This is a genomic window from Streptomyces sp. NPDC091376 (assembly GCF_044757085.1).
Lineage (GTDB): Bacteria > Actinomycetota > Actinomycetes > Streptomycetales > Streptomycetaceae > Streptomyces > Streptomyces pratisoli.
Genome location: NZ_JBIVUF010000001.1, coordinates 494,513 through 508,677 on the forward strand (window position 1 = coordinate 494,513; position 14,165 = coordinate 508,677).

Annotated in this window: 14 protein-coding genes and 1 pseudogene; 9 read left to right on the top strand and 6 right to left on the bottom strand. The window is 73.3% G+C overall.

From position 1 onward, the window contains the following. Nucleotides 1–58: 58 nt before the first annotated feature. The 3 genes from pelF to ACIQMR_RS02175 are packed head-to-tail and all read left to right on the top strand — an operon-like array spanning nt 59 to nt 3,881. Nucleotides 59–1,582, top strand: a complete 1,524-nt coding sequence (gene pelF / locus ACIQMR_RS02165) for a GT4 family glycosyltransferase PelF (RefSeq protein WP_401381814.1) — start codon at nt 59–61, stop codon at nt 1,580–1,582. Beyond that, nucleotides 1,579–3,042: a hypothetical protein gene (locus ACIQMR_RS02170; protein ID WP_401381816.1), complete on the top strand. Its 1,464-nt coding sequence runs from the start codon at nt 1,579–1,581 to the stop codon at nt 3,040–3,042. The genes pelF and ACIQMR_RS02170 overlap by 4 nt, the downstream gene beginning before the upstream one ends. Before the next feature lie 14 nt (nt 3,043–3,056). Further along, nucleotides 3,057–3,881 (top strand): endo alpha-1,4 polygalactosaminidase, encoded by an 825-nt coding sequence (locus ACIQMR_RS02175; protein WP_401381818.1) that lies wholly within the window; start codon nt 3,057–3,059, stop codon nt 3,879–3,881. Here the strand turns inward: ACIQMR_RS02175 and ACIQMR_RS02180 are convergent. Then, nucleotides 3,878–4,678: an adenosylcobinamide-GDP ribazoletransferase gene (locus ACIQMR_RS02180; protein WP_401382659.1), complete on the bottom strand. Its 801-nt coding sequence runs from the start codon at nt 4,676–4,678 to the stop codon at nt 3,878–3,880. The two genes, ACIQMR_RS02175 and ACIQMR_RS02180, sit on opposite strands and share 4 nt — an antisense overlap. Before the next feature lie 59 nt (nt 4,679–4,737). Here ACIQMR_RS02180 and ACIQMR_RS02185 point away from each other — a divergent pair. Next, nucleotides 4,738–5,502: pseudogene (locus tag ACIQMR_RS02185) on the top strand (hypothetical protein); the annotation flags it as partial. Nucleotides 5,503–5,528: 26 nt separating this feature from the next. Here the strand turns inward: ACIQMR_RS02185 and ACIQMR_RS02190 are convergent. From ACIQMR_RS02190 to ACIQMR_RS02200, 3 genes are all read right to left on the bottom strand, one after another. After that, the gene (locus ACIQMR_RS02190) at nt 5,529–6,347 is read right to left on the bottom strand and encodes a hypothetical protein (RefSeq protein ID WP_401381821.1); all 819 of its coding nucleotides are present in this window, start codon (nt 6,345–6,347) and stop codon (nt 5,529–5,531) included. Between the two features lie 208 nt (nt 6,348–6,555). Further along, the gene (gene cobT, locus ACIQMR_RS02195; protein ID WP_401382661.1) at nt 6,556–7,596 is read right to left on the bottom strand and encodes a nicotinate-nucleotide--dimethylbenzimidazole phosphoribosyltransferase; all 1,041 of its coding nucleotides are present in this window, start codon (nt 7,594–7,596) and stop codon (nt 6,556–6,558) included. 60 nt (nt 7,597–7,656) lie between these two features. Then, nucleotides 7,657–8,856, bottom strand: a complete 1,200-nt coding sequence (locus tag ACIQMR_RS02200) for a bifunctional adenosylcobinamide kinase/adenosylcobinamide-phosphate guanylyltransferase (protein WP_401381822.1) — start codon at nt 8,854–8,856, stop codon at nt 7,657–7,659. A 91-nt stretch (nt 8,857–8,947) separates the two neighbouring features. Here ACIQMR_RS02200 and ACIQMR_RS02205 point away from each other — a divergent pair, with 91 nt between their 5' ends. Further along, nucleotides 8,948–9,154, top strand: coding sequence for a hypothetical protein (locus ACIQMR_RS02205; protein ID WP_401381824.1), 207 nt, complete (start codon nt 8,948–8,950; stop codon nt 9,152–9,154). Between the two features lie 45 nt (nt 9,155–9,199). On the opposite strand, the gene ACIQMR_RS02210 is transcribed toward ACIQMR_RS02205, so the two are convergent. After that, a complete protein-coding gene (locus ACIQMR_RS02210; protein ID WP_401382663.1) occupies nt 9,200–9,937 on the bottom strand; it encodes a class I SAM-dependent methyltransferase in 738 nt (245 codons plus the stop codon). A gap of 92 nt (nt 9,938–10,029) precedes the next feature. Next, entirely contained in the window at nt 10,030–10,626 is a 597-nt protein-coding gene (locus ACIQMR_RS02215) for a DUF3043 domain-containing protein (RefSeq protein WP_401381827.1), read from the bottom strand. A gap of 313 nt (nt 10,627–10,939) precedes the next feature. Here ACIQMR_RS02215 and ACIQMR_RS02220 point away from each other — a divergent pair, with 313 nt between their 5' ends. The 4 genes from ACIQMR_RS02220 to ACIQMR_RS02235 all read left to right on the top strand — a co-directional run bounded on the left by ACIQMR_RS02220 (nt 10,940) and on the right by ACIQMR_RS02235 (nt 14,066). Beyond that, nucleotides 10,940–11,725 (top strand): PspA/IM30 family protein, encoded by a 786-nt coding sequence (locus ACIQMR_RS02220; RefSeq protein WP_401381830.1) that lies wholly within the window; start codon nt 10,940–10,942, stop codon nt 11,723–11,725. A gap of 12 nt (nt 11,726–11,737) precedes the next feature. Next, on the top strand, nt 11,738–12,016 hold the full coding sequence (locus tag ACIQMR_RS02225; RefSeq protein WP_266374737.1) for a hypothetical protein: 279 nt from the start codon (nt 11,738–11,740) through the stop codon (nt 12,014–12,016). A 113-nt stretch (nt 12,017–12,129) separates the two neighbouring features. After that, nucleotides 12,130–13,383: a sensor histidine kinase gene (locus ACIQMR_RS02230; protein ID WP_401381833.1), complete on the top strand. Its 1,254-nt coding sequence runs from the start codon at nt 12,130–12,132 to the stop codon at nt 13,381–13,383. Beyond that, nucleotides 13,380–14,066: a response regulator transcription factor gene (locus tag ACIQMR_RS02235; protein WP_266374740.1), complete on the top strand. Its 687-nt coding sequence runs from the start codon at nt 13,380–13,382 to the stop codon at nt 14,064–14,066. Before ACIQMR_RS02230 ends, ACIQMR_RS02235 begins: the two co-directional genes overlap by 4 nt. The last annotated feature ends 99 nt before the right edge of the window (nt 14,067–14,165 follow it).

Sequence of the window (14,165 nt, forward strand, 5' to 3'; positions counted from 1 at the left end):
GGCCCGGCCGGGGTGCGTCACCCACGCCCATGACGCACGTCCAGGGGGACCCAGCACGATGAGCCAGGGACGTCATGTCGCCATGCTCACCGAAGGAACGTATCCGCATGCCCACGGTGGCGTCAGCACCTGGTGCGACCAGCTGATCCGGGGCATGCCCGAGGTCGAGTTCACCGTCACCGCCCTCACCGGAAGCGGCCGGGAGCCCGTCACCTGGGAGCTGCCGCCCAACATCCGCAGGCACACCTCCGTGCCGCTGTGGGGGCCTCGCCCCGGCCGTGCCCGCGCCCGGTTCGGCAGAGCCGCCCGGCACTTCCCCGACCTCTACGCACGCTTCCTGATGTCGGTGCTCGACCCGCACGCGCACGCCGACTTCGGCGCCGGGCTGGACGCGCTCGCCGAGGAGGCCCGCGCCGGCCGGCTCTCCGCCGCGCTGCGCACCGAGTCCGCCGTCCGCACCCTGATGCGGCTGTGGACGCTGCCGCATCTGCCCACCGCCGCGGCCCGGCCGACCGTCCACGACGCCCTGACCGCCGTCGATCTGCTCGAGCACGCGCTGCGCCCGCTCGCTGTGCGCATCCCCACGGACAGCGTCGCCCACGCCGTCAGCAGCGGGCTCGCCACCCTGCCCGCGCTCGCCGCCCAGCGCCTGGACGGCGTGCCCTTCCTCCTCACCGAGCACGGCATCTATCTGCGCGAGCGCTATCTCGGCCAGCGAGCGACGGCCCAGCGGTGGCCCGTCAAGGCGCTGATGCTGGGCTTCTACCGGGAGCTCAACACCCTCGGCTACGAGCGGGCCGATCTGATCACGCCGTGCAACCGGTACAACCGCCGGTGGGAGGAGCGCGGAGGCGCCCCCGCCGACCGGATCCGCACGGTCTACAACGGTGTCGATCCGCACGCCTTCCCGCATGCCGGCGCCGAACCCTCCGTACCCACGCTCACCTGGGCCGGCCGGATCGACCCCATCAAGGACCTGGAGACGCTGATCCGGGCCTACGCCCTGGCCCGGGCCGAACTGCCGGAGCTGCGGCTGCGGTTGTTCGGGGCGGCGCCCGCGGGCGGTGAGCGGTACGCGACCGGGCTGGAGAAGCTCGCCGCGGAACTGGGCGTCGCCGACGGCATCGTGTGGGAGGGCCGGATCAGCGATGTGGCGCGCGCCTACGCCGCCGGGCACGTGGTGATGCTGTCCAGCATCAGTGAGGGCTTCCCGTTCTCGGTCATCGAGGCGATGTCGTGCGGCCGGACGACGGTGTCCACCGATGTGGGCGGGGTACGGGAGGCCGTCGGCGACACGGGCCTGGTGGTGCCGCCGCGCGAGCCGGAGGCGCTGGCCGCGGCGGCCCTGGAACTCCTGCGGGACGACGAGCGCCGGGCGGAACTGGGCCGGCGCGCCCGGCAGCGGGTCCTCGACCGCTTCACGCTGCGGCGTTCCGTGGACGCCTTCCGCCGGATCTACCGGGAACTGGACGGGGCGCCGGGCGCGGTGCCCGAGCCGCTCGCCGAGACCATCGCCGACTGGACGCTGGAACTGAGAGACCCCTGGTACCTGCAGCCGGCCGCGGACGGGAGCGTGTGGTGAGCGGATCGCTGTGGCTGAAGGAACCGGGCTCCGCCGGGCGGGACGCTCTGCCGTCCGTACCGGGGAGCCGGCTCCACGCCGACCGGTCCGAGGCCGACCCGGTCGACGAACTCGCCGGGCGGCTCGGCGACTTCATCGCGGCGGCCGTCCATCCGGACGAGATCGCCGCGCTGCTGGAGTCCGACGGGCTGACGGACGAGCAGATACGTCTGCGTTACGGCCGCCAGGACTCCTTCGCCCTGGCGGAGGAGCTGTACGCGCGCGCCGAACGCCGCTTCCCGGAGCCCGGCGGCCCGCCGGCCGCACCCACGGGCCCGACGCTCCTCGCCTGCCTGCTGCGCGGCCTGGTCTTCACCCTCCCGGGGCTCGCCCACGTCCTGGCCGTACCGCTCCTCGCGGGCGGCCGCCCGGCGTACGAACCGCTGATCGCCGCCGCGCTCGCCGGCTGGGCGTGGAACCAGGCCCTCGCCCACCGCGCCTACACCTGGCTGGGCCTCGGCGACCGCGCGGCGGCCGCCCGGTCGCTGCTCCTGGGCGCGCCCGTGGGCGCGCTGCTCGGCACGGCCTCGGCGGTCACCGCCGAGGGGCCGATGGTCCTCTTCGCGGCGGGCCAGTCGCTGTATCTCGTGGCGGCGACCGTGCTGCTGGTGCTGGGCCGCGACCGTGCGCTGCTGCTCGCCCTGACGCCGCCGGCCGGTGGCGCGCTGTTCGCCGCGCTGCACCCGATGCCGGTCTGGGCGCACCTCGCCCTGCCCCTGGCCTCGGTCATCGCCGCGGTCGCCCTGGCGGCGTGGGCGGTGAGCACGGAACTGCGCCCGGGCGGTCCGGGCGGTCCGGGCGGGAAACCCGGCCCTGCCGGAGGCGGGGCCCACCGCACACCGTCCCGTGGCCTGGTCACGCGTGTCCGCACCGGGGGCCGTGGCCGGCCGCGGCTCGGCGGGTCGGTGCCGTACGGGCTGTTCGGGCTCGGGGCCGGTGTGCTCGTGCTCCAGGTCGCCCTGGACACCCCGCTGTTCGCCGTCGCGCTGACGCTCGGCATGGGGCCCGCCGAGTGGCTGCTGCACCGGTTCCGGGCGGAGAGTCTCGCCGGGCTGCGGGCCAGCACCTCCCCGCGTCGCTTCCGCGTCACCGTCGCCGCGGCGCTGGCGCGCTGCCTCGCCGGCCATCTGGGGGCGCTGCTGACGCTCACGGCGGCGGCGACGCTGCTGTGGCCGGGCAGCGGCCACGGACCGGGCGGAGCGGCGATCGCCGGGATGCTGCTGCTCGGCGTCGTGCTCTGGACGGCACTGCTGCTCCAGGCGTTCGGCGCGGTGACGAGCGCGGCCGTGGTGTGCTGCGCGGCCGCGCTCGGCACGGTCCTCGTCCCCGGGGCGGACCTGCTGTTCGTCCCCGCGGCCGCCGCCGTCGTGCTGGTGGGGCTGGTCTGTGCTCTGCTGGGCCGGATCACCGCGCATCGCTGAGGAGCCCACGGAACATGAGCCTGCCGGTCCCGCCAAGACGTCTCCTGCTGCTCCTGGCGCTGCTGCTGACACCGGTGCTGCTCGCCGGCTGCACCACCGTCCCGGACGACGCCGCCCCGGACGACGCCGTGCCGCCGCGCACCCGTTGGCAGCCGAAGCCGGGGCTCGCCTGGCAGTGGCAGCTCAGCGGCCGCCTCGATCCGACGGTCGACGTACCCGTCTACGACATCGACGGCTTCGAGCATCCGGAGTCCGTCGTCAGCGACCTGCACCGGCGCGGCCGCAAGGTCATCTGCTACATCTCCACGGGCGCGTGGGAGGACTTCCGCCCGGACGCGGACGCCTTCCCCAGGGCCCTGCTCGGCAAGGGCAACGGCTGGAAGGGCGAACGCTGGCTCGACATCCGCCGCACGGACGTCCTGGAACCGCTGATGGCCGAACGCTTCGACATGTGCAGGGAGAAGGGCTTCGACGCGGTCGAGCCGGACAACATGGACGGCTACGCCAACGACACGGGCTTCCCGCTCACCGCCGCCGACCAGCTCCGCTACAACCGGCTCATCGCCCGGCTCGCCCACGACCGGGGACTGGCCGTCGGCCTGAAGAACGACCTGGACCAGATCCCGCAGCTGGTCGGTGACTTCGACTTCGCGGTCAACGAGCAGTGCGCGCAGTACGCCGAATGCGCCGCGCTGACCCCGTTCGTCGAAGCGGGCAAGGCGGTCTTCCACGTCGAGTACGAGCTGACGACGGACCGCTTCTGCCCGCAGTCGAAGCGGCTGCGGCTGAGCTCGATGCTCAAGAGGTACGAGCTGGGGGTGTGGCGGCAGGCCTGTTAGGAGCCCACGGCCAGCGCGATCAGCGTCGCCGTCGCCGCCGTCTCCGCGAGCGCGCCGAACACGTCTCCCGTCACCCCGCCGAAGCGGCGCACACCGTGCCGCAGCAGCAGTTCGGCCGCCGCCGCTCCGAGCAGGAGGGCCACGGCGACCCGCAGCGCCCCGTACCCGCCCGACGTCGTGCCCGCGGCCGCGCACGCCGCGGTGACCAGGACGGCGGCCGTCACGGCGTGGCGTACGGGGACGGTGGCGGCGACCATGGCGCCGAGGCCCTCCGGGCGGGCCGCCGGGACACCCGTGCGCGAGGCGAGCGTGAGCGCGAGCCGCGCCGCGACGCCCGCGGCCACCGCCCCCGTCGCGCCGTGGACCCAGCCGTGCCCGTACAGCTCGTACAGTGCCGCGACCTGCGCCAGCAGCACGAAGAGCAGGGTGATCACGCCGAACGGCCCGATGTCCGACTGCTTCATGATCCGCAGCGCGTCCTCGGCGGGCTTGCCGCTGCCCAGGCCGTCGGCGGTATCGGCGAGGCCGTCGAGGTGGAGGCCCCGGGTGAGCACGGCGGGTACGGCGGCGGAGCCGACGGCGGCGAGCAGCGGGCCCGCGCCGAGCACCAGTAGCAGCCCGCCGAGGGCGGCCGCGCAGAGGCCCACGACCAGCCCGGCGAGCGGGGCGCAGAGCATTCCCGCGCGTGCGGCGTCGCGGTCCCAGCGGGTGACACGCACCGGCAGCACGGTGAGGGTGCCGAAGGCGAACCGTATGCCGACCGGGCCGACTGTCCTGAGAGAGCTCACCGCGCGCAGGGTAGTCGGTGCGCTCCGACGGTAAATTGCGCATGACGGACAAAACGGGAGCGGGTGGCATGGGTCACTGGTTTTACCGCAACATCGTGGAGCCGGGAAAGCTCCCGCTGCTCATCGCGCTGGCCTCTTTCGTCCTGACCTTCCTGATCACCCGCACGGTCACCCGGCTGATCCGGCTCGGAAAAGGACCCTTTCGCAACGTCAGCTCCGGCGGGCTGCACATCCACCATGTGGTGCCCGGTGTCGTCCTCATCATCATCGGCGGATTCGGGTCGGTCGCCAGCAGCCAGCACACCGGCGCGGGCACCGTCGTCTTCGCGGTGGTCTTCGGGACGGGCGCCGGGCTGGTCCTCGACGAGTTCGCGCTGATCCTGCACCTCGACGACGTCTACTGGACGGAGGCGGGCCGCCAGAGTGTCGAGGTGGTCGTGCTCACCGCCTCACTGCTGCTGCTGATCCTCGGCGGCTTCTCGCCGCTCGGGGTCAACAACCTCACGGAGGACGAACGCGACGACCGCCGGGTCTTTCTGCTCACCCTCGCCGTCAACTTCGCCTTCGTCCTGATCGCCCTCTTCAAGGGCAAACTGCGGATGGCGATCATCGGCACCCTGGTGCCGTTCGTCGCGATCATCGCGGCGCTCCGGCTGGCCAGGCCCGCCTCGCCGTGGGCCAAGCGGGTCTACCGGCGCCGCCCGCGCTCCCGGGCGAAGGCGGTGCTGCGCGCGTTCCACCACGACAAACGCTGGAGCGGACCGCGCCGCAAGTTCGAGGACCTGATCGGCGGCGCCCCGGACCGGCTGCCGGCCGCCCTCGCCCCCGGCCCGGGACCCGGCGCCCGTGCCGTGTCCGGTCATGGCGCCGCCACCGGTGCCGATCCCGATCCTGATCCCGGCAACGGTCCCGGCGGCGCCTCCGGCGCCGGTCCCGGTTCCGCCACCGATCCGGCCTCCGGTCCCGGTTCCGGTTCCGGTTCCGCCACCGATCCGGCCTCCGGTCCCGGTTCCGAACCCGGCGCACGCTGAAAGTGCGCCGTCACGGCGAACACCACGATCACCACGAGCACGCCCGCGATCGCAGCGAGATGCTCCTTGCCCGCCAGATTGTTCTTCACCAGCACTTCGACGATCATCGCGACGACCACCAGGCCCATCGTCACCCGCGCCCCGTAGCGGTGACAGACCCAGACCGCGAGCCCCACCACCGCCGCCGACGGCCCCGTGTCCACGACCTGGGCGTCCGCGGCGGGCAGGCCCAGCGGATGACCGGGTCCCAGGGCGATCCCGGCCCGTGCGTACAGCGTCCCGGCGAGCGTGGCCGCGTACGCGACCATCAGGGTGCGCGGCCGTCCCAGACAGATCTCGCAGATGCCGAACACCAGGAGGATCTGGGCCAGTGCGCCCCACACCGGCAGATCGAGCGCCGGGACGAAGAGGGACAGCGGGGTGCGGAGCAGAGCGAGCCAGAGCGGGTCCTCCGCCCGCACCGAGCCGATGTCCTGCACCGGCTGATAGCCCCACGTCTGGTTCTGCACCAGCTGGAACAGGCCGGTGAGACAGACCGCGCCGAGCGTCATGGGGACCGCGCGCCACGTCCTCGTCACGAGCGCCGTCCGTACGGTCGTGTACAGCGGCCCCCACTCGCGGCGCGCGAAGGCGCGCGCACGGTTCACCGCCGGCCCGCCGAGGGCTCGAGAACGGCGCTCACGTCGAAGAGCATGGAACGTGGCTCCCAGATGGGTCGGTACGTGGCGTCGGCGCGCTGCAGCGACTCGATCCGGTCCCGCCCCGAGCCCCGCGCCACGATCGAAGACCGGCGACGGTGTCGAGAAGTTGAGTGGGATCCGAGTGATCCCGATCTCGCGCGGGTCGCGGCGGAAACTACTCCGTACGCACGGGCAGTTCGGCGGCGAGCGCCGCGGACGCCCGGACGAGGGGGAGCGCCAGCAGGGCGCCCGTTCCCTCCCCGACCGTGACGCCGTGGTCGAGCAGCGGGTCGAGCGCCATCCGGTCGAGGGCCTTCGCCTGGGCCGGCTCTCCGGTCACCTGGCCCGCCAGCCACCAGTCCGGCGCACGGAACGCCGCCCGCTGCCCGACGAGGGCGCAGGCCGCCGATACGACACCGTCCAGGATCACGGGCATCCGGCGCACCGCGGCCTGCAGCAGGAACCCGGTCGTCGCGGCCAGATCCGCCCCGCCCACGGCCGTCAGCAGCGCCAGCTGGTCGCCGAGCACGGGCCGGGCGCGGCGCAGCGCGTCGCGGATCGCCGCGCACTTGCGCATCCACGCCAGATCGTCGATCCCGGCACCGCCGCGCCCGGTCACCACCGAGGCGTCCGTGCCGCAGAGCGCGGCGATCAGGGCGGCGGCGGGCGTCGTACCGCCGACACTGAGATCGCCGAGCACCACCAGATCGGTACCGGAGTCGGCCTCCTCGTCGGCGATCGTCACACCCAGACGCACGGCCGCCTCGGCCTCGTCCGGGGTCAGCGCGTCCTCGACGTCGATGCGTCCGCTGCCACGCCGCACCCGGTGCCGTACGACGTCCTCGGGCAGCAGGTCCGGATCGCAGTCCAGTCCGGCGTCGACGATCCGCACCGGCACATCCATCCGCCGGGCCAGTACCGCGACGGGGCTCGCGCCCTCCAGCGTGGCCCGCACCAGCTCGTGCGCGGTTCCCGCCCGCCGTCCCGACACACCCAGCTCAGCGACCCCGTGGTCCCCCGCGAACAGCACCACCCGCGGCCGTTCGACGGCCCGTGCCGGCACGGCCCCCTGCGCGGCCGACAGCCACTCGCCCAGCTCGTCCAGCCGCCCCAGGGCCCCGGGCGGCACGGACAGCCGCTCCCGGCGTTCCTCGGCGTCGCGCCGCATACCGGTGTCGGGGCGCTCGATAAGGTCGGAGAAGTCGTCGAGATTCAGCGAGCTCATTCGCCGAACAGTACCGGCCCGCCCCGCCTTTCCGGCTCCCGGGCCACCCGCTCACCGCAGCGGCAGCGCCTGGCCCGCCACCACCAGCAGGACGTGCTCGCACTCCGAGGCGAAGGCCGCGTTCAGGCGGCCCAGTTCGTCGCGGAAACGACGGCCCGACGGGGTCGCGGGGACGACACCCGAACCGACCTCGTTGGTGACGGCGACGAGCGTGCGGCGCGTCTCGCGGACGGCCGCGACGAGGGCGGACGTGCGGGCGTGCAGGAGGCCGCGGCCGACCGTCTCCCAGCGCTCGTCGTCCCACGCGTCCACCTGGTCCATCGCGTCCGTGAGCCACAGCGCCAGGCAGTCGATGAGCAGCGGCGGACCGCTCTGGGCCAGCAGGGGAACGAGCTCGCAGGTCTCGATCGTGCGCCAGCTGCCCGGCCGGCGCTCCCGGTGCGCCGCGACCCGGGCCGCCCACTCCCGGTCGTTCCCGCGCGCGCCGCTCGTCGCCACGTAGACCACATCGGGGAACGACTCCAGCCGCCGCTCCGCCTCAAGCGACTTCCCCGACCGCGCACCGCCGGTGACCAGCGTGCGCCGCGGCACGTCCGGGACCGCGTGGTACTCCCCGACGTACAGCGTCGTGCCGTCCGGCACGGTCCGCGCCCCCGCCGCCGCGAGCCGCCGGTCCAGCTCGGCACCGGGTGGCGAGTCGTGGTCGATGTGGACGGCGACGACGTCGGTCGTGGCGCCGACCGCGCCCACCGCCCGCAGCCTGGCCAGTCCGTCGGGGCGTCCGACGACATCGGCGACGATCATGTCGTACGGCAGCGGATCACCGTCCGTCACGCCGGCGGGCGCCCCGCCCGGCGGCAGGTACAGCAGCCGCTCCCCCTCCGGCGAGGTCACCTCGTACCCCGTACCCGGGGAGTCCAGCGAGACCGCTCGCACCCGGTGCCCGCTGATCAGCGTCAACTCCTGACCGTCCGGCACCCGCCCGGCCGTCGGCAGCCCCGCGGGCAGCTCCATCGCGGGCCCGTCGTGCGGGTGCGACAGCAGGACCTGCCGTACCCCCACGAGTGAGTGGCCGGCCCGGGCGGCGGCCAGCGCCGCCCCCGGCGTCAGGTCGAGCAGCAGCGCGCCGTCCACCAGCAGGGCGGTCGCCGCGCGTGCCCGCTCGCCGCGGGCGGCGGCGCAGACGGCGCAGGGGCAGTCGGGGCGGGGGAGCCCGGTGGGGGCTCCGGTGCCGAGCAGAGTCAGTTCCACGGTCACGATCTTCCCGCGTCACCGCTGCGGGTGCGCGCCCGGCTACGCTGCGGGAAGCAAGGTCATCAGCGCGTGGACCCGGGAGGCGCACATGGCGTGGACGTGGCGGTTCGAGAAGGCCGACGGGACGGAGGTCCAGCCGGCCGTGGAGCCGGAGGAGTTCAGCACGCAGGGGGACGCGGAGTCCTGGATCGGCGAGGTCTGGCGAGAGCTCCTGGAGGGCGGTGCGGACCAGGTCTTCCTCTTCGAGGACGGCAGCCGCATCTACGGCCCGATGAGCCTGAACGCCGAGGGCTGAGCCCACTCACCGGCCCGCACCCGGGGGAACCGCCCCGGGGCGGGCCTACTGGCCCCGCACCCCGCACAGATGCAGCAGTGCCGCCGCCGAGCGGTACGGGTCCGTACGTCCCGCGCGGTCCTCGGCCGTCAGCAGCCGGGCCAGCTCGTCCTCGGGCGGCAGCTCCGCGTCGTCGGCGGCGCCGTCCGTGAAGACCCGCACGCCGTACCAGGCGTGCAGTGGGGCGGCGATCCCCGCGAGGGTCGCCTTCAACGACGCCATGTGGTCGGCGCGGACCTGGATGCCGAGCCGGTTGGTGTACGTGTCCGAGTCGAAGGCGGTCAGCGCCGTCGCCCAGTCACCCGCGAGGCCGGGCCGCATCGCCAGCGCGTCCGCGTTCCGTACGAGCAGGGACAGCAGACCGCCCGGCGCCAGCATCCGCGCCAGGCCCGCCAGCATCGCGTCGCGCTCCTCGACGTACATCAGCACGCCGTGGCACAGCACCACGTCGAACGAGCCGGGCAGGAAGTGCACCCCGGTGTCCCGGCCGTCGCCCTCGATCATCCGGAAGCGCTCCCGGATGCCTTCGGGCTCGGTCGCCAGCGCCTCCCGGGCGACCCGGAGCATTCCCGCGTCCGACTCCAGACCTGTCACCTTGTGCCCGGCCCGCGCCAGCCGCAGGGCCTGGGTGCCCTGGCCCATGCCGACGTCGAGGACCCGCAGCCGCTGCCCGACGGGGAAGCGTGCGGCTATCTGCTCGTCGAGCTGACGGGCGACGAGCTCCTGGCGGACCGTGTTGCGCAGCCCGCCCAGGCCCTTCAGCCAGGCGGCCGCGCAGCTCGCGAAGCCGGAGACGTCCTGAACGGAGACGTCCTGAACGGAGACGAGGTCCGCGCTCAGGGCCGCTCTCCGCGCTTGACGCGGGGCTTGGGCAGCCGCAGTCGGCGCATCTGGAGCGTACGCATCAGGCCGTAGGCCACGGCACCGCGCTTCGGCTCGTCGGGGAAGCGCTCGGCCAGCTGCTTCTTCAGGCGGAGCCAGATGCCGATCGAGTCGATGACGATCAGCACGATCACACCGAGCCACAGCAGCAGCGCGATGTTCTGCAGCTGGGGCACGCGGATCATGGAGAGCACCAGGATCACCACGGCCAGCGGCAGGAAGAACTCGGCGATGCAGAACCGCGAGTCGACGAAGTCGCGGACGAATCGACGCACCGCACCCCTGTCACGGGCCGGGAGATAGCGCTCGTCGCCACCGGCCAGCGCCTCGCGCTGCTTGGCCAGGTCGGCGCGGCGCGCCTCCCGTTGGCGGCGCATGGCCTCCTTGCGGTCGGTCGGTGCCGACTGCGCGCGACGGCGCTGCGTCTGGGCGTCACTCCGCTTCGGGGTCGGGCGGCCCTTGGGGGCCTCGGGGTCGCGGGGCTGCTTGGAGAGGTCCGCCGTCACCTTGTCGGTGGGGGCCTTCTCATCCTTCGAACGGCTACGGAACACAAAACACAAGGGTACGGGGTGCCGGGCATGGACCCCAGCCCCCGGGGGAACGATCCGGCAACGGCGAGCGTCCGTACGGGGCAGAAGCAGGCAGAACGTACGGCGGCGCGTGTGCACGACGGGGCAACCGCGGCTTTCCCTGACGGTCACCTACTCCTTGGGCTGGATCGCAGCCGTGGACAGGTCGTTCTTGGGGAGGAGCGCATCCGCGCTCGAACAGTGCGGTAATGGATGCAGGGCCCGTACTGTGGGTCCTGGAGTAGCTGGAGCTGAGTCCGTCAGAAGGGGGCGCGCGAAGCCCATGAGCGGTGTCATGAAGCGTATGGGGATGATCTTCCGCGCGAAGGCAAACAAGGCCCTTGACCGGGCCGAGGATCCGCGCGAAACCCTCGATTACTCGTACCAGAAGCAGCTGGAGCTGCTGCAGAAGGTGCGCCGCGGAGTCGCCGACGTGGCGACCTCGCGCAAGCGCCTGGAGCTGCAGCTGAATCAGCTCCAGGGCCAGTCCACGAAGCTGGAGGACCAGGGCCGCAAGGCGCTGGCGCTCGGCCGTGAGGACCTGGCGCGTGAGGCGCTGTCCCGCCGCGCCGCGCTTCAGCAGCAGGTCACCGACCTGGAGACGCAGCACCAGACCCTGCAGGGCGAGGAGGAGAAGCTCACGCTCGCCGCCCAGCGGCTGCAGGCCAAGGTCGACGCCTTCCGTACGAAGAAGGAGACCATCAAGGCCACGTACACGGCGGCCCAGGCGCAGACCCGGATCGGGGAGGCCTTCTCCGGCATCTCCGAGGAGATGGGCGACGTCGGCCTCGCGATCCAGCGCGCCGAGGACAAGACCGCCCAGATGCAGGCCCGCGCCGGCGCCATCGACGAGCTCCTGGCGTCCGGTGCGCTGGACGACCCGACCGGCATGGCGAAGGACGACATCGCCGCGGAGCTGGACCGGATCTCCGGCGGTACGGACGTCGAGCTGGAGCTGCAGCGCATGAAGGCCGAGCTGGCCGGAGGCAGCAGCGCGCAGCAGCAGGCGATCGAGGGCGGCAGCGGTTCGGCGCAGGACCAGGCCCAGGGTCAGAACCAGCACAAGTTCGACAAGCAGTAGGGACGGCGCGTCATGATCGTACGGATCATGGGGGAGGGCCAGTGGAAGGTCGAGGACTGCCACTTCGTCGAGCTGAACAAGCTGGACGACGAGCTGCTCGCCGAGATGGAGTCGGGTGACGGGGCCGGCTTCCGCCGCACCCTGGGCGCCCTGCTCGACGCGGTCCGCCGCTTCGGCGCCCCGCTGCCCGACGACTCCCTGGAGCCGTCCGAGCTGATCCTGCCCTCCCCGGACGCGACGCTCGGCGAGGTCAAGGCGATGCTCAGCGACGACGGCCTCATCCCGGGCTGACCCCGGTACTCAGCACCTCGGCCCGCGCCCGGACACCTCCGGGCGCGGGCCGGGTTCTGTGCCCGTGCGGGAGCGGCGCCCCGGGGGGCGTGCACCCCGTACCGTTGCTTGACGTGACGGCACCTCTGACGGGATTCACCCGGCTCGCGCACACCCGTTGCTGGCTGCGCGCGCATCCGACGGCGTTCGACGCGGCCCTTGCCGTCGCCGTGCTCGTCTGCATGGTCACCGCGTCGTTCGCCGATCCGCACGGGCCGCACGGGCCCACCTTCGGCACCCGTACACCCGAGGTCCGCAGCCTGCTGCTGATGGTGGTCGCGGCCGGGGCCCTGGTGTTCCGGCGGAACCGGCCCGTGGCGGTGCTCGCGGTCACCGCCGCCGTGTCCGTCGTGGAGCTCGTCGCGGGCGATCCGCCCGCCCCCGTCGCCATGTCCGCGGTGGTCGCGCTCTACACGGTCGCCTCCCGCACCGACCGTCCCACGACCTGGCGGGTCGGCCTGCTGACGATGGCCGTGCTGACCGGCTCGGCGATGCTGTTCGGCTCGGCGCCCTGGTACAGCCAGGAGAACCTGGGGCTCTTCGCCTGGACCGGTATGGCGGCCGCCGCGGGCGACGCCGTACGCAGCCGGCGCGCGTTCGTCGACGCCATACGGGAGCGGGCCGAGCGGGCGGAGCGGACCCGCGAGGAGGAGGCCAGGCGCCGGGTCGCCGAGGAGCGGCTGCGGATCGCCCGCGACCTCCACGATGTCGTCGCGCACCACATCGCCCTGGTCAACGTGCAGGCCGGGGTCGCGGCACACGTCATGGACAAGCGCCCCGACCAGGCCAAGGAGGCGCTCTCCCACGTACGGGAGGCGAGCCGGTCCGCGCTGAACGAACTGCGCGCCACCGTCGGTCTGCTGCGGCAGTCCGGCGACCCCGAGGCACCCACCGAGCCGGCCCCGGGACTGGCCGTGCTCGACGCGCTGCTGGACACCTTCCGGAACGCCGGACTGCCGGTCGAGCTGGCCCGTACCGACCACGGCACCGAGCTGCCCGCCGCCGTCGACCTCGCCGCGTACCGCATCATCCAGGAGGCACTGACCAATGTGCAGAAGCACGGCGGCGGCGACGCGAAGGCCGAGGTGAGCGTCGTACGCGTGGGCCGCACGGTGGAGGTCACGATCCTCGACAACGGCTGCCCGGCCGGCCAGGGGAGCGGACCCGGGCACGAGGCGGACAGCGGCGGCCACGGACTGATCGGCATGCGCGAACGGGTCACGGCGCTCGGCGGCACCCTCAGCGCGGGACCCCGTTACGGCGGAGGCTTCCGGGTGCAGGCGATACTGCCGGTCAAGGCCCACGCGGAGGGGGACGAGGACGCATGACGATCAGGGTGCTGCTCGCCGACGACCAGGCGCTGCTGCGCAGCGCGTTCAAGGTGCTCGTCGACTCGGAGCCGGACATGGAGGTCGTCGGGGAGGCCGCCGACGGCGCACAGGCCGTGGAGCTGGCCCGCTCGGCCCGGGCCGACGTGGTGCTCATGGACATCCGGATGCCCGGTACGGACGGGCTCGCCGCCACCCGCCTGATCAGCGCCGACCCCGCGCTCGCCGATGTACGGGTGGTGATGCTGACGACGTTCGAGGTGGACGAGTACGTCGTGCAGTCGCTGCGCGCGGGGGCGTCCGGCTTTCTCGGCAAGGGGGCGGAGCCCGACGAACTGCTCAGCGCCATCCGGATCGCCGCGGCCGGGGAGGCGCTGCTCTCGCCCGCCGCGACCAAGGGCCTGATCGCGACCTTCCTCGCGCAGGGCGGCAGTTCGGAGGGCGGCCAGGACTCGGGCGCGTACTCGGAGCGGCTGGCCGCGCTGACCGGCCGGGAACGCGAGGTCCTCGTCCTCGTCGCGGGCGGCCACTCCAACGACGAGATCGCGGAGCGCCTGGAGGTCAGCCCGCTCACCGTCAAGACGCACGTGAACCGGGCGATGGCGAAGCTCGGCGCCCGCGACCGGGCTCAATTGGTGGTCATTGCGTACGAATCGGGCCTGGTACGCCCAAGGGTGGAGTGAGTCTCCACCCGGCAGTACTCCAGGAGGAGTATGCGCCGGATAAGGATGTGGACCTGGGGCCTACGGATTCACCCTCCTGGATGGCCGATCGTATAGAGG